The 26,659-nt window shown below is 44.0% G+C and carries 16 protein-coding genes and 1 pseudogene; 2 read left to right on the top strand and 15 right to left on the bottom strand.

The window, feature by feature from the left end; genetic code table 11:
• Positions 1 to 9: 9 nt before the first annotated feature.
• From tssE to D8S93_RS15265, 11 genes are all read right to left on the bottom strand, one after another.
• The gene (tssE, locus tag D8S93_RS15315) at positions 10 to 420 is read right to left on the bottom strand and encodes a type VI secretion system baseplate subunit TssE (RefSeq protein WP_005392634.1); all 411 of its coding nucleotides are present in this window, start codon (positions 418 to 420) and stop codon (positions 10 to 12) included.
• Positions 421 to 481: 61 nt separating this feature from the next.
• A complete protein-coding gene (gene tssC, locus D8S93_RS15310; RefSeq protein ID WP_005392635.1) occupies positions 482 to 1,957 on the bottom strand; it encodes a type VI secretion system contractile sheath large subunit in 1,476 nt (491 codons plus the stop codon).
• A gap of 8 nt (positions 1,958 to 1,965) precedes the next feature.
• Positions 1,966 to 2,472, bottom strand: a complete 507-nt coding sequence (tssB, locus tag D8S93_RS15305) for a type VI secretion system contractile sheath small subunit (RefSeq protein WP_005392637.1) — start codon at positions 2,470 to 2,472, stop codon at positions 1,966 to 1,968.
• 26 nt (positions 2,473 to 2,498) lie between these two features.
• Complete coding sequence (gene tssA / locus D8S93_RS15300; protein WP_152814083.1) at positions 2,499 to 4,061, bottom strand: type VI secretion system protein TssA; 1,563 nt, start codon at positions 4,059 to 4,061, stop codon at positions 2,499 to 2,501.
• Positions 4,048 to 6,048 carry a serine/threonine protein kinase gene (locus tag D8S93_RS15295; protein ID WP_319803013.1) on the bottom strand — a complete coding sequence of 667 codons (2,001 nt, stop codon included), beginning with the start codon at positions 6,046 to 6,048 and terminating at the stop codon, positions 4,048 to 4,050. The genes tssA and D8S93_RS15295 overlap by 14 nt, the downstream gene beginning before the upstream one ends.
• Positions 6,049 to 6,285: 237 nt before the next feature.
• Complete coding sequence (locus tag D8S93_RS15290; RefSeq protein ID WP_152814081.1) at positions 6,286 to 7,230, bottom strand: hypothetical protein; 945 nt, start codon at positions 7,228 to 7,230, stop codon at positions 6,286 to 6,288.
• Complete coding sequence (locus tag D8S93_RS15285; protein ID WP_109169811.1) at positions 7,223 to 8,215, bottom strand: DUF2169 domain-containing protein; 993 nt, start codon at positions 8,213 to 8,215, stop codon at positions 7,223 to 7,225. The genes D8S93_RS15290 and D8S93_RS15285 overlap by 8 nt, the downstream gene beginning before the upstream one ends.
• A complete protein-coding gene (locus tag D8S93_RS15280; RefSeq protein WP_152814079.1) occupies positions 8,196 to 9,515 on the bottom strand; it encodes a hypothetical protein in 1,320 nt (439 codons plus the stop codon). The genes D8S93_RS15285 and D8S93_RS15280 overlap by 20 nt, the downstream gene beginning before the upstream one ends.
• A 94-nt stretch (positions 9,516 to 9,609) precedes the next feature.
• Positions 9,610 to 10,095, bottom strand: coding sequence for a hypothetical protein (locus D8S93_RS15275; protein WP_319803020.1), 486 nt, complete (start codon positions 10,093 to 10,095; stop codon positions 9,610 to 9,612).
• Positions 10,095 to 12,173 (bottom strand): type VI secretion system tip protein VgrG, encoded by a 2,079-nt coding sequence (gene tssI / locus D8S93_RS15270; RefSeq protein WP_152814075.1) that lies wholly within the window; start codon positions 12,171 to 12,173, stop codon positions 10,095 to 10,097. The genes D8S93_RS15275 and tssI overlap by 1 nt, the downstream gene beginning before the upstream one ends.
• Before the next feature lie 72 nt (positions 12,174 to 12,245).
• Complete coding sequence (locus D8S93_RS15265; protein ID WP_005373415.1) at positions 12,246 to 12,764, bottom strand: Hcp family type VI secretion system effector; 519 nt, start codon at positions 12,762 to 12,764, stop codon at positions 12,246 to 12,248.
• Positions 12,765 to 13,221: 457 nt separating this feature from the next.
• Between D8S93_RS15265 and tssH the strand changes: the two genes are divergently transcribed.
• Both tssH and D8S93_RS15255 read left to right on the top strand, forming a co-directional pair.
• Positions 13,222 to 15,900, top strand: coding sequence for a type VI secretion system ATPase TssH (gene tssH, locus D8S93_RS15260; RefSeq protein ID WP_152814244.1), 2,679 nt, complete (start codon positions 13,222 to 13,224; stop codon positions 15,898 to 15,900).
• Positions 15,887 to 17,518, top strand: a complete 1,632-nt coding sequence (locus D8S93_RS15255; protein WP_152814073.1) for a sigma-54-dependent Fis family transcriptional regulator — start codon at positions 15,887 to 15,889, stop codon at positions 17,516 to 17,518. The genes tssH and D8S93_RS15255 overlap by 14 nt, the downstream gene beginning before the upstream one ends.
• Positions 17,519 to 17,590: 72 nt before the next feature.
• On the opposite strand, the gene D8S93_RS15250 is transcribed toward D8S93_RS15255, so the two are convergent.
• The 4 genes and pseudogenes from D8S93_RS15250 to D8S93_RS15235 all read right to left on the bottom strand — a co-directional run.
• Positions 17,591 to 22,354, bottom strand: a complete 4,764-nt coding sequence (locus D8S93_RS15250; RefSeq protein WP_152814071.1) for an OmpA family protein — start codon at positions 22,352 to 22,354, stop codon at positions 17,591 to 17,593.
• Positions 22,347 to 23,588, bottom strand: a complete 1,242-nt coding sequence (locus D8S93_RS15245; RefSeq protein ID WP_152814069.1) for a hypothetical protein — start codon at positions 23,586 to 23,588, stop codon at positions 22,347 to 22,349. The genes D8S93_RS15250 and D8S93_RS15245 overlap by 8 nt, the downstream gene beginning before the upstream one ends.
• A gap of 23 nt (positions 23,589 to 23,611) precedes the next feature.
• Entirely contained in the window at positions 23,612 to 25,267 is a 1,656-nt protein-coding gene (locus tag D8S93_RS15240) for a hypothetical protein (RefSeq protein ID WP_152814067.1), read from the bottom strand.
• Between the two features lie 768 nt (positions 25,268 to 26,035).
• A pseudogene (locus D8S93_RS15235) lies at positions 26,036 to 26,659 on the bottom strand (hypothetical protein); the annotation flags it as partial.

The raw sequence follows: 26,659 nt of genomic DNA, 5'->3' as shown, positions 1-26,659 counted from the left end.
TGGCACCTACTAAACGTTAAATTGGCCGTCGGTTCCCATGTAGACGTCTATCGACATTGGGACTTTACCGCCGTTATGGGAAACTTCGCCGCGAATACCAAAGCCGAGTTGTAGCGGGTTATGGTGATCTTCACGGTAATTAACCTCGACATTCAACAGTCGCGGTTCAAAGCGTTCTATGGTTGACGTGATATTTTTTTGAATGTGGCGAACTAGGTTCGTGTTGTTAGAAAGTACGTCATTAAAATCTGGTAAACCATACTCATTGTCGATCATTGCATTCCCAGAATGGGTATTCAGCAAATCTGCGAGATGAGAATGAATAGATTCAATCAAATGCTTGTGAGAAACGACTTTCTCGTAACAGTTTTTGGGTTCACCAAGCTCAATCCGCTCTAAAAGGCGATAACCTTTTTCCATCTTCACTCCTACGAAAAAAGCAGCCAGTCTTTACTGGCTGCTTTATGGTTTCAGCAATGGGTTATTGGTCTAACTTACCAACTAGAGACAAGTCGAAGCTCGCACCCATGTACTTGAAGTGAGGACGTACAGACATTGATACTTTGTACCAACCTGGGTCGCCTTCTACGTCTGACACTTCAACCTTAGCAGCACGTAGTGGACGACGACCACGGACTTCTGCTGGCGGGTTTTCCTGGTCAGAAACGTATTGACGAATCCACTTGTTCAATTCGATTTCTAGGTCAGAACGCTCTTTCCAAGAACCAATTTGCTCACGCTGTAGCACTTTGATGTAGTGTGCTAGACGGTTGATGATGAACATGTAAGGAAGCTGAGTACCTAGCTTGTAGTTCATCTCTGCTTGTTTGCCTTCTGGCGTGTTCGCAAACACTTTCGGTTTTTGAACTGAGTTTGCAGAGAAGAACGCCGCATTGTCAGAACCTTTACGCATAGTTAGCGCAATGAAGCCTTCTTCTGCTAGCTCGTACTCACGACGGTCAGAAACAAGAATCTCAGTTGGGATCTTAGTTTCGATTTGACCCATGGCTTCAAAGTTGTAAACCGGTAAGTCATGCACAGTACCACCGCTTTGAGGACCAATGATGTTTGGACACCAACGGTACTTAGCGAAAGATTCACTAATTTTTGATGCCATCGCGTACGCAGAGTTACCCCATAGGTAGTTGTCATGGCTGTCTGTTACTTGCTCATCGTAGTCAAACGCCTTAATTGGGTTATCTTCTACAGAGTAAGGTGTACGTAGCATAAAGCGAGACGTACATAGACCTAGGTAACGTGCATCTTCGTGTTCACGTAGACTACGCCATTTAGTGTATTGTGGGCCTTCAAATACTGACTTAAGATCTTTTAGATTCGGTAGCTCTTCATAGCTATCTAAACCAAAGAACTTCGCAGACGCCGATGTAATAAATGGTGCATGAGACATTGCACCCACGTTTGCCATGTACTCCATCAGTTTGATGTCTGGAGACGAAGCCGACATATCGTAGTCACAAATGACTGCGCCAACAGGTTTACCACCAAATTGGCCATATTCACGCGTATAGATTTGTTTGTACAAACCAGACTTCACCACTTCTGGTGCGTCTTCGAAGTCATCAAGAACTTCATCTTTCTTTGCAGAGATCAATTCAATTTGAATGTTCTCACGGAAGTCAGTGTGATCAACCAGGTACTTAAGGCCGCGCCACGTTGATTCAATCGCTTGAACTTCTTCGTTGTGAAGAATTGCATCAACTTGCTTGGACAATTTTTGGTCGATTTCAGAGATCATCAGATCAACCAGAGATTGGTCGACTTTCTCTGTGTTCGAACTGCTTAGTAACTCACTGATGAATGCTTCTACGCCACGTTTTGCAACGTCAAAACCTTCATCACTTGGCTTTAAACGAGTTTCGTTAAGAATGCTATCCAGAAGTGAGCCTGATTCAACTAAGGCTGCTTCTTGTTCTGGCGCTTGTGCTTCTGCAGACATGATATCCCTTACTCTTCTTTCGCGTCTTGGTCGTTACCAATGCTTAGTTCATCCAACAGTTTCTTTCTCGCGTCTTCATCTTGAAGAACCGATGCGATCTTCTTACGGAACGCAGGAACGTTTCCTAGAGGACCTTTCAGTGCAACCAAGGCTTCGCGAAGCTCAAGTAGGCTGTTTAGTTCAGGTACACTTTTCGCGATCGCTTCAGGAGAGAAGTCCTTCATGTTTTGGAACGTTAGATCAACACCGATTTGGCCGCCCTCTTCATCAGAAAGACGGTTTTCAACGTTCACTTTAACGTTTGGAGACATGCCTTCTAGCACTTCGTTAAAGTTGTCTTTATCGATATTGATTGGAGTGCGTTCTTCAATTGGCGTCTCATCTGCACGTGCAGTAAAGTCGCCAACCACCATCATGCTTAGCGGCAGTTCTACGTCTTCTTGCGTATCGCCAGTTGCTGGAACATAACGGATATTAATTCGCTCTTTAGGAGCCACCGAGCCGTCACGTGACATAATTCGTTCCTTATCTAACTCTTTAATTAGTCATAAATTGCTTTCCACTCTTCATACTTCTCAGGTAAAAGATCCTTACTTCTGAATAACTGATGGAGTGTTTTTCGAATCAGGTCTTCTAACTGCGACGATAAGTGGGGTTCCCAGCTCGCGAGATTAAACGCATTTTGTACTTCCCACCCCTTCTCAAGATACGGCAAACACAACGGGTATAATCCAACAGACTGGTAAGCTGCTATCAATTGTAAATACAGCATGAACTGTCCACGCCCTGAGCCATCCAGCTCAAGTTTGCGGGCGAGTTCTGCGGCATATTCCCCTAGATTTTCTAGAGTGATATCCTCCACCAGCAATGAATCTTCTTCAGCGATCACAACCGTCTGTACGACAGTTTGTGCTGCCGATGAAGTAGCATCTTGAGTAGACAACCAACTCAATGTTGCTTCATCTGCAAATGGTATAGAATTCTTAAAAGAGAGGCGTTCGATGCCCTCCAGTGACTCAACAAACCGCTTTACTTCTTGTTTCACGGCAAGTGCTGCGTCATCAAAACCTAAGTTAGTAAGCATCAAATACACGAAATGGTGGCCTGTGAGCCAAAATGGCGCGTCAGTTAGCGTGCGCTCCAAACGTTTAATCGTGTCGATGTCACTTTCCTGATTGGCTTTGTCGCGGTATTCCGCTTGTTGATCGGACGATACCGCCAAGCTCAATGGCGTTTGATCGTTTTGGTGGTCAGGTAGACCATCAATGTCATCCCAAGTCAGATGACGATAAATTCGGTAAGCCAGCGGATCACTTGGGTTCGCATGAAGCATGACTTCCGCAACCTTCTTCAAGGTTCGCTTAGAAGCCGTCGGCGAAGAGAAGTCCGTATCGACATCGACTTCTTTTACTACGGCTTTCTTAACTGGCGCAGGTTTAGGGGCCGGCGGAACCGTCTTCACTGGTGTGGTTTGAACATCGTTCTGTGCTGGCGTTTCTACCGCAGCTGGTGCAGGTGCCGCTTGTTCGATGTTTGCGACTGACTCATCGCTCTGGTCATCGGCCGCTGCTTGTTGAGATAAAACATTGAGCTGCGTACGAATCTCAAAGAAGTCCGCTTCGGAATCTTGGTAAACATCGTCGTACTGACGCTGCACTTCTTCAATAGTCGAAATGCAACCTGAAACTAATTCCCAAGATTGCGCACTGTCCGCAAGTTTAGTGCTCATCAATTTAAATTGATGATTCAACCACTCCACCGCACCGTCTCTACCGCGTTTCCGTGACGGGTAAAGATCACTACCGAAGCAAGCTAACGCCTCATTAAGCAGTTTCAGACCTTGATCAAAACCTTTGAGCCCAGATTCCTCGGCAAGCGCTCGTACTAAATAGCAAAGTGCTTTTAAATCTTTACTATGATGCTCGAGCACTTCCATCGCATTGGTTTTTACTACATTCCAGTCGACTGTTTCGCCAAATAGAGAACCGAACTTTTTTACCTCGGCTTCCATCATTTCATAGCAAAACTCGTAACGAGCATCGTTACCCGCAGGAGATTCATCAGAAATCGGTTTAAGAAGGTGATCAGTATCAATGTTGGACAAAATTCGCATCTCCTTCAGTCAAGTAGTCTCTCAATGCACGAGCTACGGCAATGGCACCATTTGCAGGCTTAGAAAACTGATGACTCTGATTAATCGCATCCGACGCCATGCTATCTAGAATTTTTGTGATTTCTGTAAATTTTCTTGGCGCATTTCGTTCTAAATCAGCAAGGGACTCATGCAATTTCTGTTTGTCGAAAATGGATTGCTCCATCACCGTACTAAACAAAATAAATTCGCTTCTTGCGATGATTAAGTCTGTTATTTGTTTTTCTAGTTCTGGCGTATTACCAAAGTAGTCTTTGGCTAATTCAGCTTCTTCAATCGCTTTGGTATAAAAGTGCGCTTCTGCATGTTTATCAATGGAGTCATTAATATTTTCCATCACTCTCTTTGGTAAGATTTGGCTATAGAAATATGCCTGTGACTGGTTTAATAACCACGCCTCTTTCATTTCTTCTTCTGCGAGCTTAGCTTCACCATCTAAAATTAAGTGAGCAATCTGCTTATCACGACTGCCAGCAATGGCAGATACTTTCATGGAATCAACAGAGGCGACATTCAAACCCGACATCACTTTAGTCAGTGTTTCGTCCGCATAGGGAAACAATGCACCATCACGAACGAGTTCCTCTCGCAACGTGATAAGCTCCTTGCGTAAATCCACTAATGTCTGTGGTAGTCCATCAGCTAAAGCTTGATAAGACTTCAACTGAGTCTGTTTTTCATTATATAAACCCGAAAGGCTTAATTGCTGAACTCGATACGCTTCTCGGTAGGCTTCAGTCGTATCAACGCTCTGCTCAGTTTTTGCTAATACTTCTTTGATTTTCCATGGCGGCTCAGCCAAAAAAGAAGCAGTATCTGTGGGCGTGATTGTGTGACTTAAAGGTGTCGTTTCTTTGGCAAAAATAGCATCCAATGCATCCGAATTTTGCTGATACAAATAACTTCCTGTCATTGCCACCACACTCAACACTAAACTCGCCTCCAATAGTTTGAAGCGTCCGTACGCTGTTTTATCATTCGACTTACAGTGTGTAAGCAGAAGATCCGCATTACGCAAGCTACTGAAAATTGGTGCGTTAGAATTTGAGTTAATCGATTGAGTATCGATTCGTGCTAACTGCTGGGCGAAAGAAATAGCGGTATAGCCATGCCCTCTTGGTTTATTGATGACTTGTTTCAGCAACTTCCAAATATGAGCCGGGATCAATGCAGGACGTTTTCGGTCTTTTAATTGCTTATTCCAAGTATCACCAAATATTGAACCCAAAAATAAATGTCCAGCGAGCAAAGCAAGGGAGTAAACATCATCTTGCGGTTCCGCGATGCCAGTTTCGATATAAAGAGGTGAAGCGTAGTTCAAGCTTGCTTCTGCGTAAGGTTCCGTTTCTCCAATATAACGAGCAGCACCGAAATCGATGAGTTTAACGTAATCGCCTTCACTCACTAGCACGTTGGATGGCTTAATATCAAGATGGCAGATGCCTCTTGTGTGCATAAACTCTAAGGCACCAGCGAGTTGATATACCAACCAAGCGATATGGTCGTGGCGGAAACCTTTAGAAGAGTGACGCTCCATTTTTTCTGCCAGTGATTCACCTTGAATCCACTCGTACATCAAATATGGGCGTTCGAATTCGTTGCCGATTTTTATGAAGTTAGCCACGCTAGGATGTTGGGAAAGCTCTAATCGACTCGCTTCGTTAACCAACATTTTACTCGCAAATTCTGGCGAGTCATCATTGATAACTTTGCAACAGATCTGCTTTTCTGGCTGCCCTTTTTTTGCGAGATGATAAACGGTTGTTTTACCATTTTTAGAGGGAAGCTTGTCTAATACATCAAATTGTGAAAAAAGCACGTACTCAAGCTTTGGCTTATTTTTTTCTGCTAGCCTTTGCTCATTCAGTTTCTTTTTCTCAATAGCTTTCACAACCAACTGATCGATATATCCTTTGGCTGTACTCTGATTATTAGACACTTAGTACTCTTTCATAGAATAAATATTATTAGAGTTGAATAATATTTTCTTGAACATACTTGTATCAAGGCTAGTATTTAAAACAAACAGTAAGCCTATTATTTTAGTTATTATTACTAACTTATTAGAGTTTTTTACTTACGCTTTCACTGCATCAGTTATACGCTTTTTCATGATACAAACGTAAACCTAATAATATGAGTGTATTTTCATTGCCATTTGATCGATGAGTGCCTACTAACATTGCAGCAACTGGAGAATCCCCTTGTCACCATGAAAGTCCAACATTAACAACGTGGTTGGTTGCCTAAAATGGTGATCTCTGACCGCAAAGGCGATTAAGGCTAGAGAAGAGCAACTGCCCATCGTGCCCCACAACTCATTGATAAGCTGCGGTTGTTCTGGGTTCGTGAATCGTTCTGCTTTAGCCCCCAGAGCAAAGCCGTAATCTTCCGAGTGCATGCGAAGGTTCGTCATATCGGAATACACTTCACCAAATGAATCGATCTTTTTACTTGCACGCTGAACAAGTCGAAACATGCCTCTTCGGTCTGAAGTGTTTAATTCCGTATCAATGTAGCCAAGCTGCGCTTGAGGCTTAAGTTTCAATGTCTCTATGGTATTTCTGCGACAAAGAATTAAACCTGCCCCACCCTCGCTCGGAATAACGCCCCATGGATTATTCGTACTCATTACCATCGCATCGTCGATGAGTGTTTGCATCGAACTCACCAAGGAATCGACACTGATACACATCATGGCATCGTATTTATCCAATGATTTCATGGCCTGGAGAACGAAACTAGGCCCACTGGCATGAACGGCATTCACCACAGAGAGAAAGTCAGCGTAGTGACTTTCACCAAGCCATTCTTGTACTTTTACTAGTGAAATAGACGCAGGCACCGCTATAAGTAACGGAATCGGCCTTAAAGAACGCGGCAATTGTTCCAACAATGAATCAAGCAAGTGGGTTATTAACTCACACGTTTTCTCAAACTGCTCAATTTCTTTGGTGTATTCGATTTTTGCGTAAGTAAACCGCTCGATACCATCATCCCCTACACATTGGTCGAATCTTCCTAAATCAGCATACGAAACTGCACTGGCAATATCTAAGTTCATACCAGTTGGTGTCATCACTTCCATACCCAACACATAGCGACCTGTTGAATTATGCATGCTCGCTTACCTCTTCCGACTTAGTGATAGATGTAGACAGCAGCAAGTGTTCTTTCCCCTGACAAGGAAACGCAGCGGTGTAACTAATTGATATGGCTTTCTTTTCAGCATCAACGAATAAGGTGTACATCGCCATATCAACTTGATAGATATCGTTATTAAAAATGGCAGTTGCTCGATATTTCTCTTTAGGAATGCGGAATGAAAGCGTGTCATCATGACAAAAGCCACTCATCATCAAACGCTCCCCCCCACGAAGAAAGCCTTTGCACTGCTGATCAATAGGCGCGCTTTGGAAGAACCGCTTATCAAAATCGAGTGGCAACATTGGCTTGCGGTTCTCAATCCAATCGTCATCGAACGTGCCGGCCAGCTTCTGGCGCGACTCAAAGAACGGAGGGACTGGCCCGAACCCCGCAACGCGTAGTTTTTTCGCGGCGGCACTCCAGTCCTCTCGAGGATAAAAAACCGAGGGTACTTTCTGTTCAAGCAATTCTTTGTTGGAGTCGGCAACCCCACCACCTATTCGGTTACGTAAATCACCGCCTACCGCGCAAGTGTAATCAATGTCTTTTTCAATAAATGGGATTGGATTACTCAGCGTGATACTGCCAGCATGCTCAACCCATACGCGTTCCCCGTGAATAGCGAGAGTCTTATCGATATGACCATCAATCAACACGCGGCATTCTTGGTATGTCACCGGCTTTTTCGCGTAGCTGCGCGCTTTGCCGTAAACAAGTACGTCTGTGTTGTCTTTGGTATAAGCGAATTCGTGGTCAACTTTCATCGCAGAGAAACCTTCTTCGCCCAAATATTGGGGATCATCGAAGATTTCACTTTCACCTAATTCGTGCCAAACCACACCATCGAATTGCCATGTGCGTTTGGCGACCACAACCCACACTTCATCGCCGTTTTCGTCACGTTGAAAACGACCTTTAAGTGATAGCTCAGGGTGCACCTCAATATCCCATAACTGCATTGCTATTCCTTAAGTTGAATCGTTCGCTCGCAGAAGGTGCGGCCTTTAAATTGTTAAAGTTCCAGTCTTGTTGATGAATCGGCATTGCCATATCCCAAGGCACGTAGGCTCTGGATTGAATACAGAGTTGACGCCATAGCCAATCGCGGAACAGCACATCGACGTTGGCATCTTGCATCGCCGCTAACGTAGACTCGAAGCTCAATGCGTAACCCAAGCGGCTTGGTAGATTTTGGATATATTTTTCATCTTCCACCCACTCATTGAGCAGATCGACGATCTCTTCCCATTCATACTCGACACCAACATCTTGCGGAGTCAGAGGAAGAAGTTTTCCGTAGACGACATACAAGGCTTGAAGCCAAATTTCACCCTCAGCTTCCTCCAGACTTTCCAAGTGCTCGGTGATTTGGGGCACCAGTTTCCAATCGCCACTCAGCGCAAAATCAACAGGTGCTAATGAAGAAGAGATATCAAACGCCTCAAACTCTTTTAACTCAAGCAACTTGGCATAAGTGAGCACTTGCGCTGATGGTAATCCACTTGGTTCGATGCCAAAGCACTGACGGAACCAAGTACCTCTGTCACGTTTGGTAATCAAACGTTCAAATAGATATTGTTCGCTGCCTGCATTGTCATTGAGCCAATCAATCCCCTCTTTCACGTCTTGTAAAGCAAGTAGTGGCAAAGCAACATGAGAGCTAATGATGCTGGCTTTGTGCCAGCGCTTGATGAGAGAAACACTTAATGTCTGGCGGACACGTAAGCATTCAAAGTAAAACGCACTGGATGTCGCATTACCCTCAATAAGCTCCGAAAGCGTGCTATCCATAGACTCAACCGGAGATTGTACGGCAATGACCATTGCAGTTTTAGCATCTAACTCTTCGAGTAAACTCAATCCACACAAAAGGTTATCCAACTCTGAGCCCAACTCGCCCTGTAGCATCAGCCAGCCGTAGATTTCTGGCTCCTGGCCTCTTAATTGATGAATCAACCCCGGTGCTAACCGATAAAACGACAAGTACACCTGCTTCAGTTCTTCAATTTGGCGTTCGATCAGTTTGAGATACTCCAACTCACGACTTGGATAACCCCTTTTGTGAATTTGAACTCGCTGCCTGATTAAAAACCCGATACTTTCAGAAGCAATGGACAGCTTTTCATTACAGAAATCCAGCCACGTTACTGGCAATTGGGAAAGATCGTTCACAGCACGCTCAGCTTTTGCTAACGCGCCTTCGACTTCTTGATTGGTTATGGGTGCCTTTAGGTGCTCGACACCGATTCTTTGTCGCATCTAGTTATCCGTTATTAGCGTGCCATAACGCGATTGCAATTAGTTAATACGAAGTAATTAGCTAACTCGAAGTGAATTAGCTAACGCGAGGTAATTAGTTAATTGCGATCGTTCCGCCTTGAATTTTTTGTGCTTTTTCTGCTTGAGAAGTGACGTACTTCGCTTTAGTGGTAATTCGTCCATCGCGCCCGCTATAGCGAGTTTCTGTCTCACCACTTTTGACTATCAACTCTTGTTCTGTCTCGATCACCATCTTCTTAGCTCGCAATACAAACTCATCAGAGTCATCCAGAATGGAGAAAAAAATGTCCGTCACAAGAGGCAAGCTTAAGTCGTAGTTCAAAAACTCAATTCGACAACTTAATCGATTATCGATAGCCATTTGCAGTTCAGAACGACGAAAGCCACGTCCTAGTCTCGCAGTGAGTGGCTGCTTAAATGGGTTACCATCAAAATCAACTCGCACACTGCCCGTAGACTCATTGATAGCCACTATTATTCCAAAACGCGAAAAGCAAGCCGTTGATTCGGCTTGCTGATCTGATGTCACTTCTGTTGTAAGAGGTTGTTTTTCCATTATTAGTTAACCACTACGTTGCCACCTTTCACGACGACTTTGTCACTGCCTTCAATCGTAATAGCCGAGCCTGATAACTTTATTGAACCATCACTGTTCATCACTAAAGAGGAACCACCCGTTTTCAATACAATCTTGTCGCCACTGATAATTTGCGTCGCACCATCGGTTTTATAAGCGGTGTTACCTTTCACTGATACCGTTAAGTTGCCACCAACCGTCTGGTTATCATCCGCACCAATGTCTGAACTCTTAGACGCACCGATAGTAAGGTTACTGTTTTCACCAATATCTAAATCATCATTTTTACCGATCTTAGCCGTACGGTTATCACCAATTTCTAAGTCAGAATTGTTTTTCACATACTTGGCTTCATTCGCGTTGTATGTGACGGTAACGTCTTGCTCGACAGTCTCGGTAAACGTACTGTTTACTTGTGTCGTTTTATGCCCATGAATGGTTTCTTTATGGTCACCATGAACTTCATTCGTTTGGTGACGTGCAACCTTTAAGAATTCATCTTGACCGATATCACGGTAACGGTTGTTGAGCACCTTGGTAGACATGTCTTTTTGAGCGTGAATATAGACTTCTTCTTGGTTCGCTTCGTCTTCAAAACTCAACTCGTTGTAACCTGTTCCTTTGTGCGTTTGCGTGCGGAATGTGGTACGAGTTTTGTTTTCTGGCAAAGAGTACGGTGGGAAATGCAAACCGTTGTAAACTGCGCCCGTAACTAACGGACGATCTGGATCCCCCTCAAGGAAAGTTACTACGACTTCGTGGCCAATACGCGGCAAATAAACTGCGCCCCAAGTTGGCGCCGCCATGGATTGACTTACGCGGATCCAGCAACTTGAGTGTTCATCGTTATCGCCATAGCGATCCCAATGGAACTGTACTTTCACTCGACCAAGCTTGTCGGTGTAAATCTCTTCACCTTCTGGTCCTACAACAACCGCCGTTTGCGGGCCATCCACTACTGGTGCCGCTAGTTTAGGCGCTTTAAATACCACATCACGTGGAATACATGAGAACTGGTTGTAGTAAGTGGTTGGCATACCACTCGCTTCATCTTCATGCACTTGCGGATCTTGCCCTGTGTGCATTACAGACAACATGAGGTAATCGCGGTTGATCTCGGAGCGCGGATGGTCACTGACGTTAAAGCTGTAACCAGATGCTAAGCGCATTACGTCACTGGTTGCTTCCACTTGTTGATTATCGACAATGTGTTCCGACATCCATTCCGTGGTTCTCACCTGACCCATCAGTGGGTCAACGTATCGTCCAGGATAATCAAACTGCTTGAGATCTTGGTCTAGCTCACCAGCCTGTGTCATCTCTTGTGGAATTTTAGGGTGTTCGTAGTTGTAATCTGTGTACGTAACCTGTCCCGTTCTAACGCGGTTAACTACCTCGAGATCAGAGATATGTTCGCGATCGGCAACACCGCCACCATCGGCATGATAAACAATCGGCCCAATGTATGAAGCATTTAGTGGCGAGCTTATCAAAGGTGCAATCGCGTCATTACTGTCGACAATGACCATCGTATGATTTGAATCGCTATGGTCAAAGTAATACCACATACCGTGTTCAGCCATCATGCGCTGCACGAAGTGCAAGTCAGACTCACGATATTGCAGAACGTATTCTTTTGGAGGATAAGTACCCGACACTTCAAATCGGTAATCGGTGACTGCCCCATCATCGAGTACTTCTGTGATGATGTCTTGCGCTGACTTTTGCTGGAAAATACGACAATCTTGGCGCTGAGATAAGAACCAAGCTTGAGGAACTAAAACTAATTGATAACGCGAAAAACGACGTCCAGTCCCTAAGTAACGAACTTCATTCACCACGCCGTTGAACACACGCGCAGCCCCAACACCTTGTCCGTAAAGTGTCAATGTTCCAGCTTTACGTATTAACTCATCGAACGAGATATCTGGATCAAGTGAAAGTAATGAGAGATTGATGTGGAAAGGCTTAGATAACTCTTCATGAACATGAAAGCTCTCAACCCGAAATTCATGCCCACATCCAGGCACTTCAAATTTAAATTCTACGTCATTCACCATATCTTTTACCTGATACAAATAATCGAATTAGGGCCAACAATCGTTGGCCCTGAATCTTTACGCGACGAGCAATTAAGCTTCGCGTGGAGCACGCCAGTCGTCGTTACCCGCAGTACCACAGTTTTCGTGAGTTACTTCGATCGCACGGTAAGTGAACTTAAGCACTTCTTCTGTCACACGGTCAGCTGTTGCTGCGTCTTGACAGTGGTTCATACGAGTTTGGATATCGACAAGTAGCGCATCAATCAATTTGATTGAGTAGTAGTGCTCTTGTTTACCTTGAACTGAAGTACGGTAGAAGCGGATCACACACTCAGGAAGTTTTTCGCCAGATACTAATGCGTTGAATAGTAGTGGAGATGAGCGATCTTGAACTTTAGTTACAACAAGTGGACGGTGTACACGTTGACCAGTTGGCTGACCACTTTGTGGATCACGTGGAACAGTTAGCACGTGATCAAGTTCTTGTACTAGGAACTCATCAACGTGAGCTTCTTGCCATGTGTTACCTACTGAATCTGCAGAGTAAGTATCTTTAGTAATATGGCCTTGAGTCTCACCTTGGATAGACATATATGCTGGAGTTGGCATCGCTATTTCCTTTTCTAAAATCTGTTTTGTTTAAATCACCAAATCGCTTATCACCGCGACTACTTGGCATAATCAAAGTCCGTGCCAACTTTAAAAAACACAATAAAAGCAACAATTTATACAAATTAAGACATTATTCACCAATATCTTGAGTACAATTTATTGGATAAAAAACCAATAAGTTGGATTAAGATAATAATAAATTGTTCTAACTTTAAAAAGTGAAAATAACCATATAAAACTGTGTAAATAAAGTCATTAAAACTAATAAATCCGACACTTTTACTATCAATTAATTTAGAATAACAACGCCATTAAAATAACCACAAACATTAATGTCACAATAATCATTAAAAATAACCAACAAACGATAGTCAAAATATCTTGATAAAAAAAGAACGCAATCACTTTTAGTATAATAGCCGCTACCTCTTTTCCTCTAAAGAATAAAATGGCTATGATAAATATAAACCTTTCTTCATTAATTCAGCGTCTACACCCGATTGCAAAAGTAGCATTAGAAGACGCCGCTGCACTTGCAGTCTCTGAAAAAGCAAACGAAGTTCAAATTGAGCATTATTTACTGAGTCTATTAGAAAGGCCAAATAGTGATTTTGACGTCTTATTAAGTCATTTTGATTGTTCTGAGAACTTATTAAGACAATCGGTTCGATCCACACTCGACACCAACGCCAAAGGAAATGGCAGCAAACCTGTTTTTTCTGCTTTATTAATCGAATGGTTGCAAGAAAGTTGGCTGGTTTCTTCTTTAGATCTATCCGAAACACAAATCCGCTCTGGCGCCCTACTCCTTACTCTTGTTAGCAACCCTCTCCGTTACGGCCAACATGGTTACGCCTCTATCCTTGAAGCGGTAAACCCTGACAGCCTTAAGCGTAACTTTGCAGAGTTAACAAGCCAATCTATTGAGGCGCAAGTTGCTACTTCAGAGAAAACACAAGCTCGTGAAGATGGTTCAGCACTGAGCAAGTTCACAACCGACTTCACTGGTAAAGCACGCAAAGGCGAAATCGACCCTGTTTTCTGCCGCGACCAAGAAATCCGCCAAATCGTGGACATTCTTGCTCGTCGCCGTAAAAACAACCCTATTGCTGTTGGTGAGCCGGGCGTTGGTAAAACCGCAGTAGTAGAAGGTTTGGCACTTAAGATTGTACAAGGTGACGTACCAGACAACCTCAAAGGTGTTGAGCTTTACGGGCTAGATATGGGTCTTCTGCAAGCTGGTGCAAGCGTAAAAGGTGAATTCGAAAAACGCCTAAACGCGGTATTGGATGAAGTGAAAAACTCGCCAACCCCTATCATTCTTTTCATCGATGAAGCACACACCCTTGTTGGTGGCGGTAACCAAGCAGGCGGCAGCGACGCAGCAAACTTGTTAAAACCTGCCCTAGCACGTGGCGAAGTGAAAACCATCGCTGCGACAACATGGTCGGAATACAAGAAGTACTTCGAGAAAGATCCTGCCCTTGCACGTCGTTTCCAATTGGTGAAACTCGACGAGCCGTCTCCTGAACAAGCAGCATTGATCATTCGTGGTCTTCGCCCTGCATACGAGAAGTCACACAATGTTTACGTGCGTGACGATGCTATCACCGCTGCGGCAGCACTTTCTGCGCGTTACATCTCTGGCCGTCAACTGCCAGACAAAGCGATCGATGTACTAGATACGGCGTGTGCACGAGTGAACATCAGCCTTAATGCCATTCCTGCTTCTGTTGAGACACTGCAACAAGAACTTGCAGCTCAACAGCGCGAGCTTGAAGCACTTGAGCGTGATGCTCTGCAGCAAACTGGCGACAAGCACAACCTTGCTAATATTCCAGACCTAAAACTGGCAATGGAAACAACAAAAGAAGAGCTAGCTGAACAAGAAGCCCAATGGCACAAAGAAAAAGAGCAGATCCAAGAGATGATTGCTCTACGCTCTCGCTTGCATGAACTGGTCTTTGGCGAAGCAAATGAAGAAGAACTTGCTGCAGACGAGGATTCAGAACAAGAGCAAGACGTTTCTCCATATGCAGAAATGGATGAAGAAGCCGTTCGCATTGCAATTTCGGCCTGCCAAGAACAGCTAGACGCAATCCGCAATGGCAACCCACTGGTTCACTTTGAAGTGGGTCCAGATGAAGTCAGCCACGTGCTCTCGGACTGGACTGGTATTCCTATGGGTAAGATGCTTCAAGACGAAGCAGAAACCACGCTAAAACTGAAAGAAAGCCTAACACAGAGCATCAAAGGCCAAGAATACGCTATCGATGCACTGTCTGAAGGCATTCAAACTGCAAAAGCCGGCCTAGGTAACCCAGACGCACCGACAGGCGTATTCCTGCTGGTTGGCCCAAGTGGTGTGGGTAAAACCGAAACTGCTCGAGCGATTGCTGACCAAATGTTTGGTGGCGAGCGCTTTATGACGACCATTAACATGTCTGAGTTCCAAGAGAAGCACACGGTATCTCGCCTAATCGGTTCACCTCCGGGTTACGTAGGTTACGGTGAAGGCGGCATGCTGACAGAAGCGGTTCGTCAACGTCCATATTCTGTTGTACTTCTTGATGAAGTGGAAAAAGCCGACCCTGAAGTGTTGAACCTGTTCTACCAAGTGTTCGATAAGGGTACGCTGAACGACGGCGAAGGCCGCACCATCGACTTCAAAAACACGCTGATCATCATGACCAGTAACCTTGCAACGCATGAGATCGAATCTTTGGTTCATCAATCAAAAGACATCGATGCAAACATCATCGCAGAAGCTATCCGCCCTACTTTGAACCAACACTTCAAACCGGCGCTATTGGCACGTATGTCTGTGCTTCCGTTTGTTCCGCTGTCTGATGAAGCAATGACAGAAATTATTCACCACAAGCTGAACAAAGTTTCTCAGCGTCTACAGAGCCATCACAAGTTGTCCCTGAGCTACGAAGAAAGCTTGGTTGAGTTCGTACTAGGTAACTGTCGCCTTGCTGAAACGGGCGCGCGTAATATCGACGCGGTCATCAACCGTCAGTTGCTGCCGCAACTATCGACTCAGCTATTAGTACATGACAAGGATGATTCACATACGCAAATCGAAGTGTCTGTCGATGAGCAAGGAACACTAACCTATGCGTTCAGCTAACCATAGCGAACTTAGTAACGCCCTACTTGCGATCAGTCAGTCTTTGGCTGATCGCAGCCAGCTTACCCAAACGTTGGATGCTGTGTTGACCGCTGCGAGACAAATGACCCTCGCAAAGCACGGCATCATTTATGTTTTGGACCAGACTGGCCAGGCGTTGATTCCAAGTACCGCTCACCATAACGATAAAACGATTGTTTCCCACCCTTGGGAAGCATTACAGTTAGACTCAGCCAGTGAGAACGACCCATTTAACTTTGCTATTCGTAATGGTGAAGTGGTGTTGATTAACGAGTTGTATAAGTACAACGGTTATGACTGCGAAAGCATCTATCAAACTGAGCAGACACTGGGATTAAAAAGCGAGAACTTACTGGCTTGGCCTTTGATTGATAGCGAAAGCAAAACCATTGGGCTGTTAGTCTTACTCGATTTGAACGTCATCGACAACGAGGCAGCCTTGACTGAGTTTTGTCGTATGGCTGCGAGTAATATTCGCCAAGCCGTTTGGTTAGAGCAATACGGGCAAGTAATAAAAAATCTCAATGCCGACAATCAAGCCCTAGTACGCGAGAACACTCAGCTCAAAAAGCGTACCCAGAAAGCCTATCAAGGTCCTATTGCAGAGAGCGAAGAAATGCTCAATGTCTTGAATCGTCTTGATAAGGTGCTATCTCTTCCTGTCGATGTGCTGTTGCGTGGTGAAACGGGCGCTGGTAAAGAGGTGATCGCGAAATACATTCACGAAAACTCTAATCGTTCAGAACAACCTTTGATCGTACAGAACTGTGCCGCAATCCCAGAGCAGTTATTAGAGTCAGAACTCTTTGGCCATAAGAAAGGCTCATTTACGGGCGCAGACAAAGACAAAGTCGGTTTGTTTGAAGCAGCCAACGGCGGCACGCTTTTCCTAGATGAAATTGGCGATATGCCAATGCTACTACAAGCGAAGTTACTGCGTGTACTGCAAGAGCGTAAAGTTCGCCCAATCGGCACTAGCAAAGAGATTGAAGTGGACGTTCGCGTTATCGCCGCAACCCACTGTAATCTTATGCAGCAAATCAAAGATGGCGGATTCCGTGCCGATTTGTTCTATCGTTTGAATGTGTTCCCTATTACATTACCACCACTGAGAGCACGCAAGTCGGACATTATTCCCCTTGCTGAGCATTTCGTGCAACACACGACTAACACGCTAGGTTTGCCGCAAGCGCCAGGGTTAAGTGCCAATGTACGTAAACAGCTCCTTGCCTATCAATACCCAGGTAACGTGCGTGAGCTTAAGAACATCATTGAGCGCTCGGTGCTACTGTCCGATTTTGAAACCATTACTCACATTGAGTTTGGCGAACAAATCCCAGAAGATGTGCCAAATATCGAAATGAAAGTAGCTTCACCTACCCCAGAGCAACCTGCTTACGAGCAGCAAGCACAAGCGGATTTAGAAGACGTTTCAAAGAGCCTTAAGGACGTCGTTAGCCAATACGAGCGTACAGTGATCATCGATTGCTTAAATGCCTGCAATTGGCACACCAAGAAAGCCGCTGAGCAATTGGCGCTGCCAATGAGCACTCTCAACCATAAGATGAAGAAATACGATATTTCTGCAGCGGGTTGATGGGGCTTAAAAAGAAAACTCTAAATTCAGTATGAAGTGATAAGAAAAGAAAAACCGCCCGAAGGCGGTTTTTTATTTTCCATCAAACAACCACTTTTTAAGTATTTGCTCTCGTTGCGCAGATAATGGAAGATCCCTAGCGACAGAGTAGTCTTTCATTACAGGCTCTGCATTCATCCAAACACTCAACGGAGTAGCTTTGTGGGACATCTTGCTACGAGTTGAATTTGCCAAATTGGAATCAGCATCGTCAGTCGTTCCCGCAGTATATTCAGAAATAGCTTTAAACTCCTTTTTACTCATCTCATACCACTTTGGGTTATAGTGGATCTCTCGCGAGTTGAACAAGGTTGGCGCCGTTGTATTTATAGCTCGTACTGGAAGCTTCTGTGATGAAGCGTTTAAAGATAAGCCTGCTTTCCCATCGATATCGAGCATGATATATGGCTTTTCGTTTTCACTAGGGATAAACGGGCGCAAGCCAGCCATCTCTTTCCCAGTTGCATTAGTGTACTTCAGTGAAATCTCGACTGCATAGAGATCAGTGTCAACAAAGTCTGGTGATAAATCGAATAGCCCTCCTTCCTTGACTACCATGTCGTTTACAAGCTTACTTATATTGCTCGAAAGATGCTTCGAAATGTCAGTCAAGTTTTGCGGAACCGACTTAGGTTTGAATAAGACCTCTTTTTTCACGAGATTCACTTCGACCTTTCCTAGTGGATACAGATCGACATCTTGATGCTCAAAACTGTAGCGACCTCTTGCGTCGTTTGCTTTCAAACGAATATCCACTGGTAAACGGTGAGTGTCAAACCCCCCTTGCTCAAGAGTTATCTCCACATTAGCAACCGATTTAGTGCTGACAATAAGTAGCAGCTTGGAGGCTTGAGCCGAAGGATCATAGGATGGCTGTTTTTTTGTCCAGCCGAGCGCTTCCATTATGTCGTCATGCTCACTTCCGGGAATGAGGCTCTTAACGCTAGCATCATAAATGTACAAGTTTGCCTTAGCATCTGAGAATAATTCTGGATACTCTACTGCTTTTTTCCCTGCTCTTGCTAAGAAGGTTTTCTCATATAAGAATTCATGCTCTTTCGACATTGTTAAATTAAAGATGGAAGCCTTATTCGTACTAGAAGTTAGCTCCTCACCATCTTGTGTTTTAAATACGAGCTCTCTTTTATATGTTAGCTTTGTTTCTGTTTTAGCAGCGTTAGGCACACCAACTTCTAAAAGGTAACGCATCACATAAGCCGCTGAGTGTTGTTCATCTACCTGACCAAACACCGACTTCCATTCTTTGCTACCGTAGTCATCTGCAATAGGCTTGATCCCACTCATGATGTTGCATCCAAAGTAATAAGTAGGACTTACAACAACACCGTATAGTGTCGTATCTGTCTCTAACATTTGCTTCTCTGTTAAATACGCCCTCTCAGTTTCAACTAGTGATTCCAGTGCAATTTCACGAACATATTCAGTAGTGTAAGAGCCAAAATCGTCAAAGAACCTATTTTGCCTCACAGGTCTAACACCGACAGGCACAAGATTAAGCAAACCTTCTTCTTTGAACTTGGTCAGCGTTTCGTCCTTCATATCAAGAATAATAAGTACTCTAATTGGCATAGTCGGCGTAATAGCTTCACCGCTATTAACCCTGTCTTCGAGTGGGAGCCACTCGTCATTGACTTTTACGGAAACCATATGCCCAGCAAACATGGAGTCATCGAGCTTAGATAAATCTGGCGCTTTTAATAGAGATCTAAGCTTAGTTAAACTAGGGTCCGCAATAGTATGTATAGGACAGAATTTTTGATATACCTGCGATTGTTCAAGCGCTTTTATCCCGGTCTGAGATTGCTTCGCTCGGTATGTTACGTAACTCGTCATTGCAGCAATACTCAGCACACTTTCCGAAGCACTACGGTAAATATTCTTTGTTTCTAGCCACGCTTCATCAAGGTGGAAAGAAGGAAGCCAAGTTCCCCCCAAATCCCATTCATCACTTAAAAGATAGGTCTTTATATAGCCTTCAATATCAAGATCTCTTTGCCCAGACGTCAAGTGATTAACCGCGTAATATTCCGAAACGTAATTAGTTGTTTTATTCTCTTCTTTTATTTGAGATTCAAGTAGAAGCAATCGCAGCAGCCCATTGAGCGCTATAGCGCGTTTTATATATGCCTTGCCAACAACACTCAGTTCATCGAACGCAGGTAAACCGCGATACAGTAACGCCTGTCCTACCACATCAAATTCAGAAAAACGTTTCTGCTTCTCTTTGTATTCTTCTAATTCTTTATTAAGAATTTTGGCTGCACCATCCAAAGTAGAAACCAAGGTTTCACCTGACCAATACAACCCATATGCTAACGCAGCACCTGGACCAAGCATTGGCGCAGCAAAGCCTAATGCAATATCAAAGGCTTGGCCGGAAAATTTCCAAATTTCCTCATGGACTTTCATCTCTGCTAAAACCGCTTTCTGTCGATTTTTCTCCAGAGCTAGCAGCCAACTTCTACAAGCAGGATATTCAAAAGCAGAGTTGAGGTAGAACTTCATCTCCGCTCGACGACTTAAGCGCCTATTACTCGTATCATTATCGGCATAAACGCCTTTACCAAGCGCAGATATTCGATGGTCCCACTTAATAGCATCAGTGCCAAGATCTTCTAAAATTGAAGATTTAAGCGCCATAGCACGTTTTTTTGACAGTTTAGTGTTGTATTCCACCGAGCCAATATCACACGTATATCCTTCAATGTTCAGCAACATTTCTGATTCTGTATTACGCAGATATTCAGCCACTTTAGAAACGAGCTTCTTATCAGAATTGGTTAGTTCATCATTTGCGCTATCAAATTCAAAAAACAGTGTGAGATAGCTTGCCTCACCCTCTTTTGCCTGTTTTTTTTCTAATAGCGGACTACCATTTAATAGCACTTTATGACTTACACTTTTATCAGAGAATGCTTCAAGGAGCGCTTTTTTATGTTCCGCTTCAGACTCAAGCAGTGCCTGACGATCTTTTTCATCACTCAATAAAAGTGTTGATATTACCGATTGTGTTTTCTGACCATATTGCTTTGATTTATCAATATAGGCGTTAAACGCCGACTCGGAATTATCAATACCTTTCGGAATTTCAAGGCCACTAGAAACAAGCTCTGCAAAGCCAAAAGGTTTATCAAGTGCATATTCAATAGCCCGGACGGCCGGCTTTAAAGGGGTTAAAATCTTATCGTCCACCTTATGCCAGAAATGCTTCAACTCCGGCGGAATCGTATAAACGCTCGGTAAGGTGCTCCCAATGTAGTTTGACCAGTTAAGCACACTTGCTAAGTCAGAAATAGGCTCAAGTGTACCTTGTGCTGGTGGCTTTAGCTTTTGCGCAAAATCTAAGAACCCCTTCGCTTTAGCATCAATACCGACCGCGAGTTTTAATGCCTCCAACATATCCCCGGCTTGATCTCCATTCAAACCTGCGCTGAACGCTTTATGGACTGTTGTCATGCTGAATGGGTCCATCACGCCAGACGCTGAAGCCTCAATAACGTCTTTATAGTTCCCAATGGAATTTAGAATGTTAATCGCCGGTTGCGCACCGGGCGCGGCTTTGTTCTTACTGGTATATGGTAGGTTTTTACTCCAATCTAACCAACCTTTAAACGTATCTGGCGCATGTTGAAACAGTGACTCTTCAACAGAGATGGGATCACCAGAAAGGATTATGCTGCGCCCTGCTATTGAATAAATAGGCAAGTGTAAAACTTGCTCAGATAAGGAGTAGCAATTGTTTGGGAGGCTTAACTCATCAACTCGGGCTAACCTCTCTTCCAATTGGCGTTTTTGATTTTCATCTTCGAGATCTAGGTTATCTTCCAAGTAAGCATTAATCGTATTTAAATCTATATCAAAGCGGACTAATTGCTTAATTTGTTCATCATCATCTAGATGACCACCTGTGATCCAAAATGTGGCGACATATTGGGTTACTTCCTTTGCAACGTCAGAGCCACTGGCCTGATTAGCAATATCAAAGTATGTTACCGGCCTTACTCGACTGGTTATTTTATTGCCTATATCGTTAGCATCCCCTTTGATGCTCAAGTTTTCCGGTTGTCCAGATAAAGTAACTTCTGCCCCCTCAAAATAGTCGGCTGAGAAGAATAAATTGATGGTCCAAACTTGAGGAATACGCAGATAATAAAAATTATGTTTATAGTTTCCGCTATAAATTTGTTCATACAGACGTCTATACGCGCCTTTTTTTTGACACAGCTCCTCTTCTGCCGCCTCAGCTTTATGGACAAAGAACTCGGCTAATTCGGGCGCTAAAAATTGTCTCTCGGCTACAGCCTTTTTCAAATCTTCTTTGATTTGCCAGCCACGCAAGCGTGAGACTTCAACTTCAGCGCTCGTAATAACTGCCTCTGTGGCTAATTGTGCTAAGCGTTTCGTCCAAGCAGTATCTCCAGACATAACCGCTGCCGGAATTAAGTAAGGTGGAATGTAGACAGGTTTTAGCTTCTTTTCCGCAACCTTAGCAGAAATTAATAGTGGCGTTGAAGCAAGCTTGTACCCATCAAGTTCTTCAACTGATTGAACCTTTGTATTCCAACCTTGTAGCCTACCCGATGAATCACTGAAGTATAGTGGTGACTCATTCTTACTACTGCTACCATCCACAGTTTGACCAACTGTTAACTCTGGAAGGGCTAATGCAAAGCCGGGTAATGGATAAAGCCCATTGCCAGTAATTGCTTCTCCAGCTGGTCCAACTAATTGTCCCATCAAGTAGAGAGAGTGCTGTTCAATCTTAGCCCTAGCCATGATTACGCTCCTCTAGAACTGTTTTTGCTTTTTCGATGTCAGCGTAGGTTGGCAGTGGGTAGAGTGATTCGCTCCAATTATCCGCCTCTTTATGCTCAATTACATAACGACTAAAGCCAAAACCAAACGCAGATTTTGTTACGCCTTTAGCACCGTAAAGGTATATCATTTCTGTGGTAGGGCTATTCTCAGTTGGCTGGTGTAACACGCGGGTTATATTTCGACCATTAACAGGTACGAACCACATGTCACTACCGTTAAAAGCCAACAGATCGACCGTAGCAGGGAAGTTGCCTATTTTTTCAGATGGTCTTCCCAAACGGTATGCCGCACCTCCGAGGCAGTAGAAGCCATCTCCATACGTACCGCCCCAAACATTACAATCGTAGCTATCCGGAGTAAAATCACCGCGATCGATCAATTTTAATGTTTTGGCATCGAACACAAATGTGTTCCCGCATTTTGGAACATCACTCTCCCCAAAAGTTTCGAGATACTCCTCTTCCTCTCCTTTACAGCCAAACCCCGCCAGACCGGGTTCGTAACTAAAATATATCGCTTGCTCTGACTGGCTCATATAAGGCTTGGCAAAAGAGGTCATGTAACGTGCTTCTGGACCATTTACATCGGTAAACTTCACTATCTCTCTTGTGCTTAACTTAACTAGCAGGAGTTCATCTCTTTTTTTAACAACAACTTGTGTGCTGTCTATATCCCACATTACGTCGTGACGAGTTGCACCATATTCCTCACTAATGTCAGTTATTTCACCATTACTTAGATCATACAACACAGTGCTATCTTTCTGAGGGATAACAAGGTAGCGGCCATTTGGCGATCGTGACATATATTTAGCATAATCAATCCCAGTATTAGGCGCGGGCGGCAATACCCCTTCAGGGATCAGCAATTGAGGGTCAGTACCATCAATGTTTAATGCCCAGTAACTGACCTTGGATTTATCTTCTCGGTTTTCGATAGTAAACAATATCTGAGGGAGCTTAACACTCTCAGTATTCCAATCTGCTACCTTCGGGTTATTAGGTATTTCAAAAGAATAGCGGTATCTCCACTTACTTCCATCATTAAATCGCGTATTAATACGTGACTCTAATTGGTCCGCCAATAATTCTATTCGAGCTTTTTCGTCAAAATAGGGTTTAGTTGCTATGTAACCAACACCCGCGACAACAACAGTCGTCAAACCCAAGCCGAGTAATATTTTCTTTTTCATTCTTAATCCATTTTCTATTTAGGTTACAACGACCAATCCAGCACTAATGACTCAAAGCGTTGTTTTTCTGCTGCAGTCATACCTTTAGGCTTATCGTTTGGATGAGCTTCGGGCGAACGTTCAGTAGCGCTATCAGGTTCAACAAATAAATCGTTGTAAGCGACCCGATCAAAAAGTACGTGACGACTGTCTGGGTCTTGGTCATGTACTAGGGACATAGTAAAGACCCCGTCCGATGGTAGCCCACTTAACAACGCTTGCTGCCAGTCGTGGTCTTCCCCTTCATAAAACTCTAAATCAAAGACGTCTTTATAGTCGCTATTGTGATCGATCACATAGAGTGAATTCAAAGCGGTGATGCCAGACGTACCAACATCCACCCGGAATAATAGGCCACTGTTTTTTCCGTCAACATAAGCAATCACGGTATTACTCTGGTCGTAACTTCGAACGATGGCTTGCTGGTCGCTCAGCCATGGCATGTCATCCTCGGTAACTTTGTGGATGGCGGCACTGTCTACATCGGAGGTGAATTCTTGTGCACTGAATGACTGCCCGTCACTGTAACTGCTTAATTCATCTAATGGTGTGCTGGATTTCTCTAGCAACGCAGCATCCGATTCTAATGCTTCAATTTGAGCAAAGCGCTTTTGCTTTGGTGAGAAAATGATCTTGAGTCCATTTTCCCCCTGTTGGATCTCACCCGATATTTTGTAAGGTGCCCAGAAATGCGCCATAGCAAAACCGCTTGCGCTTCTTTGTATTACCTGAGGTGTGTCTTTTTTCTTTTCTTCTTGCTCTAGGGTACGGTAATACTCGACGTCAACATCTTGGTAGTAACCTTTCTCGTTTATGGCCATCTCGCGCCAAAGCTTTCCTTTCCAAAAGACATAAAGAAAACCACCACGCAGATCAGAAGCTTTTGCTTTGTCGTTACTACCATCTAAGTAAGCCAATGGTCTCACAGGCACCAACACGTTATCCCACTCATCCATCTGAGTATCTTTATCAACGGGTTGCAGGTCTTCGGCGAGTTTAAGCAAAATTGGCTGAGGCTGGTCAGTGCAAGGGATTTTGATATAGAGCGTTTTACCCTCAGCTTCGAGATCTTTAAATGTCGCGAGGCTGCGGTGTTTGTTTTCTGTATCAGCCTTGCCTACAGTCACTTTTTCTTTTTGAGTTTCCGTTTTTCCCAACATCAAACATGCCGCGTTGCTAGACCACTGCCCTGCAAACTCGACAACAATTTTTTGGTCTGGGCTTGGCTCAGAAGGTACATGCGTGTAACTGCGAACTAGAGCAACATCGTCAGTAACCTGCTTGTAACCCGCTTTAAAAACTTTGCTTTCATTCGAAGCAGATACAGAGTCAACGAGCGATTTAAGTCTAGGGAAGCTTTGCAGCTGAGAGTCCGTCAATGGCGACCGACGAGCAACGGTAGATAATGACACCCAATTGCCTTTTCCCAATTCGATTCTTATAGCAGCTAGCAATGCGCTGGTCGTTTTTTTGGCAGAGATGGAAATCTTTTGCGCCAACTCTTTAGGGAGGTTTCTAAGGATGTCATCTGAATTGCGCAAACGCGAAAGCTGCCCTATACACTCGTCCGGTGTAAGAACATAAGATAGCTCGTTGGAGGATAGCTTCGAGCTAGGTATAAATTTGCAAACTAAATGCATTTGAGTTCTCCACAACCAACATCGTAAATATGGCTGCGGTGACAATTAAGCTGATAAGGCTTACAAGTACGATTTGGTCTGCGTATCCTACTTACTTAGCCATTTATTTTCAACGAGATAGAAAAATCGCCCGAAATCAAAAAACACCAAAAAAATGGTAATTTTTACTATCAAAACATGCGATTTAACCACAATAAAAGCCAGTAACATCACCCACTCTGTCAAAATGGTAAAATCTTACTATCTAAAAAAATTTAATTTATGGACTGAAGTTAACAAAAATCGTAATAACGTGAGCTTGAGGTAAGCGCTCGGAAAGTCAGAAGCTGATGAGATGCCCTCCTCAGCAACAAACAACAAATTGACTGTTACTGAGGAAGTTTAAATAAAAAGGTGAGCGCATTACGCACTCACAAAAGTAACTGCTCTGAAGCTTGCTAGGATTAAATTTGCTTCATCGCGAGTTAAAGAGGCGAGGTATTACCCATCGACCTCATGCAGAACACTATACTCAGAGTATAGAAGCGAGCGTAAATATATAATATTTAAAAAGATTTTCAACGCGACACATTCACCACAGCATCTACCGAGCGACCATCACAATCACGTCATACACACCTAAAAGCAACATTGGCCTAGTTATTATAGATATTCAGCCTTGTATTAAGACGATTCATTAATTCGAGTAACTTATCAATAAAGGCAATTATTTTGATAAATATCACAAAAAGTCCCAAATAAATAAAGCGAGCTAAACGCTCGCTTTATTTATGCGGCATCTTTAAAGGTTCTGTTCTCGCCAAAATATCGGTTATAGACAGCTCCTAAAGAGGCCGTACTTGCGTAACGATCATAGTTAAATGTTGCTTGAGCCTCTTCAGCAGAGGCAGACAGCTTGTTGGTACCATTCACATAAATCGTCACCGCCCCGTCTTTCAGTCCTGAAAGATCTAAGTCAATTGTCCATGAGTCTGAAAATACGGTTGCCATGCCTGTAGCCTCTGTACCATCAGCGTCGACTGCTTTGATATCTATATACTCACCATCTTCAAACCGTTCACTGCTACCACTTACTGTCACGCTTTCCACTCCAGTAACATCGTTGATAGCATCTAGATGTATTGTTGGTGTGATTGGCAAGGAGTAAGTCGTGTTCTGGCTACCTGTATTCCCTGATAAGTCTTGGTAGTCACGAACCAGCAACGCCACATTGAGCTCTGACGTGCTTGGTACCACCACATCACCAGTCCAAACGCTTGGATCCCCGGTTGCCACTAATGAGGTGATCGTCGTGCCACCTAACTCCGCTGCGGCGGATTGCAGATCTTTATCGAATTCCAGCGTTACCGTCACGCTTTGGCCGATGGCTTGATGCTCAGGCGTAAACGTCAC

This window comes from Vibrio sp. VGrn 2 (genome assembly GCF_009361695.1).
GTDB classification, from domain to species: domain Bacteria; phylum Pseudomonadota; class Gammaproteobacteria; order Enterobacterales; family Vibrionaceae; genus Vibrio; species Vibrio diabolicus.
The sequence above is the reverse complement of the archived record's forward strand: the minus strand, read 5'-3'. Positions and strand labels throughout refer to the sequence as shown.

Excerpts from the sequence above, each read along its gene's own strand:
- tssE (WP_005392634.1), bottom strand. The coding sequence starts at position 420 with ATGGAAAAAGGTTATCGCCTTTTAGAGCGGATTGAGCTTGGTGAACCC.
- tssC (WP_005392635.1), bottom strand. The coding sequence starts at position 1,957 with ATGTCTGCAGAAGCACAAGCGCCAGAACAAGAAGCAGCCTTAGTTGAA.
- tssB (WP_005392637.1), bottom strand. The coding sequence starts at position 2,472 with ATGTCACGTGACGGCTCGGTGGCTCCTAAAGAGCGAATTAATATCCGT.
- D8S93_RS15290 (WP_152814081.1), bottom strand. The coding sequence starts at position 7,230 with ATGCATAATTCAACAGGTCGCTATGTGTTGGGTATGGAAGTGATGACA.
- D8S93_RS15285 (WP_109169811.1), bottom strand. The coding sequence starts at position 8,215 with ATGCAGTTATGGGATATTGAGGTGCACCCTGAGCTATCACTTAAAGGT.
- D8S93_RS15280 (WP_152814079.1), bottom strand. The coding sequence starts at position 9,515 with ATGCGACAAAGAATCGGTGTCGAGCACCTAAAGGCACCCATAACCAAT.
- tssI (WP_152814075.1), bottom strand. The coding sequence starts at position 12,173 with ATGGTGAATGACGTAGAATTTAAATTTGAAGTGCCTGGATGTGGGCAT.
- D8S93_RS15265 (WP_005373415.1), bottom strand. The coding sequence starts at position 12,764 with ATGCCAACTCCAGCATATATGTCTATCCAAGGTGAGACTCAAGGCCAT.
- tssH (WP_152814244.1), top strand. The coding sequence starts at position 13,222 with ATGATAAATATAAACCTTTCTTCATTAATTCAGCGTCTACACCCGATT.
- D8S93_RS15255 (WP_152814073.1), top strand. The coding sequence starts at position 15,887 with ATGCGTTCAGCTAACCATAGCGAACTTAGTAACGCCCTACTTGCGATC.
- D8S93_RS15250 (WP_152814071.1), bottom strand. The coding sequence starts at position 22,354 with ATGGCTAGGGCTAAGATTGAACAGCACTCTCTCTACTTGATGGGACAA.
- D8S93_RS15245 (WP_152814069.1), bottom strand. The coding sequence starts at position 23,588 with ATGAAAAAGAAAATATTACTCGGCTTGGGTTTGACGACTGTTGTTGTC.
- D8S93_RS15240 (WP_152814067.1), bottom strand. The coding sequence starts at position 25,267 with ATGCATTTAGTTTGCAAATTTATACCTAGCTCGAAGCTATCCTCCAAC.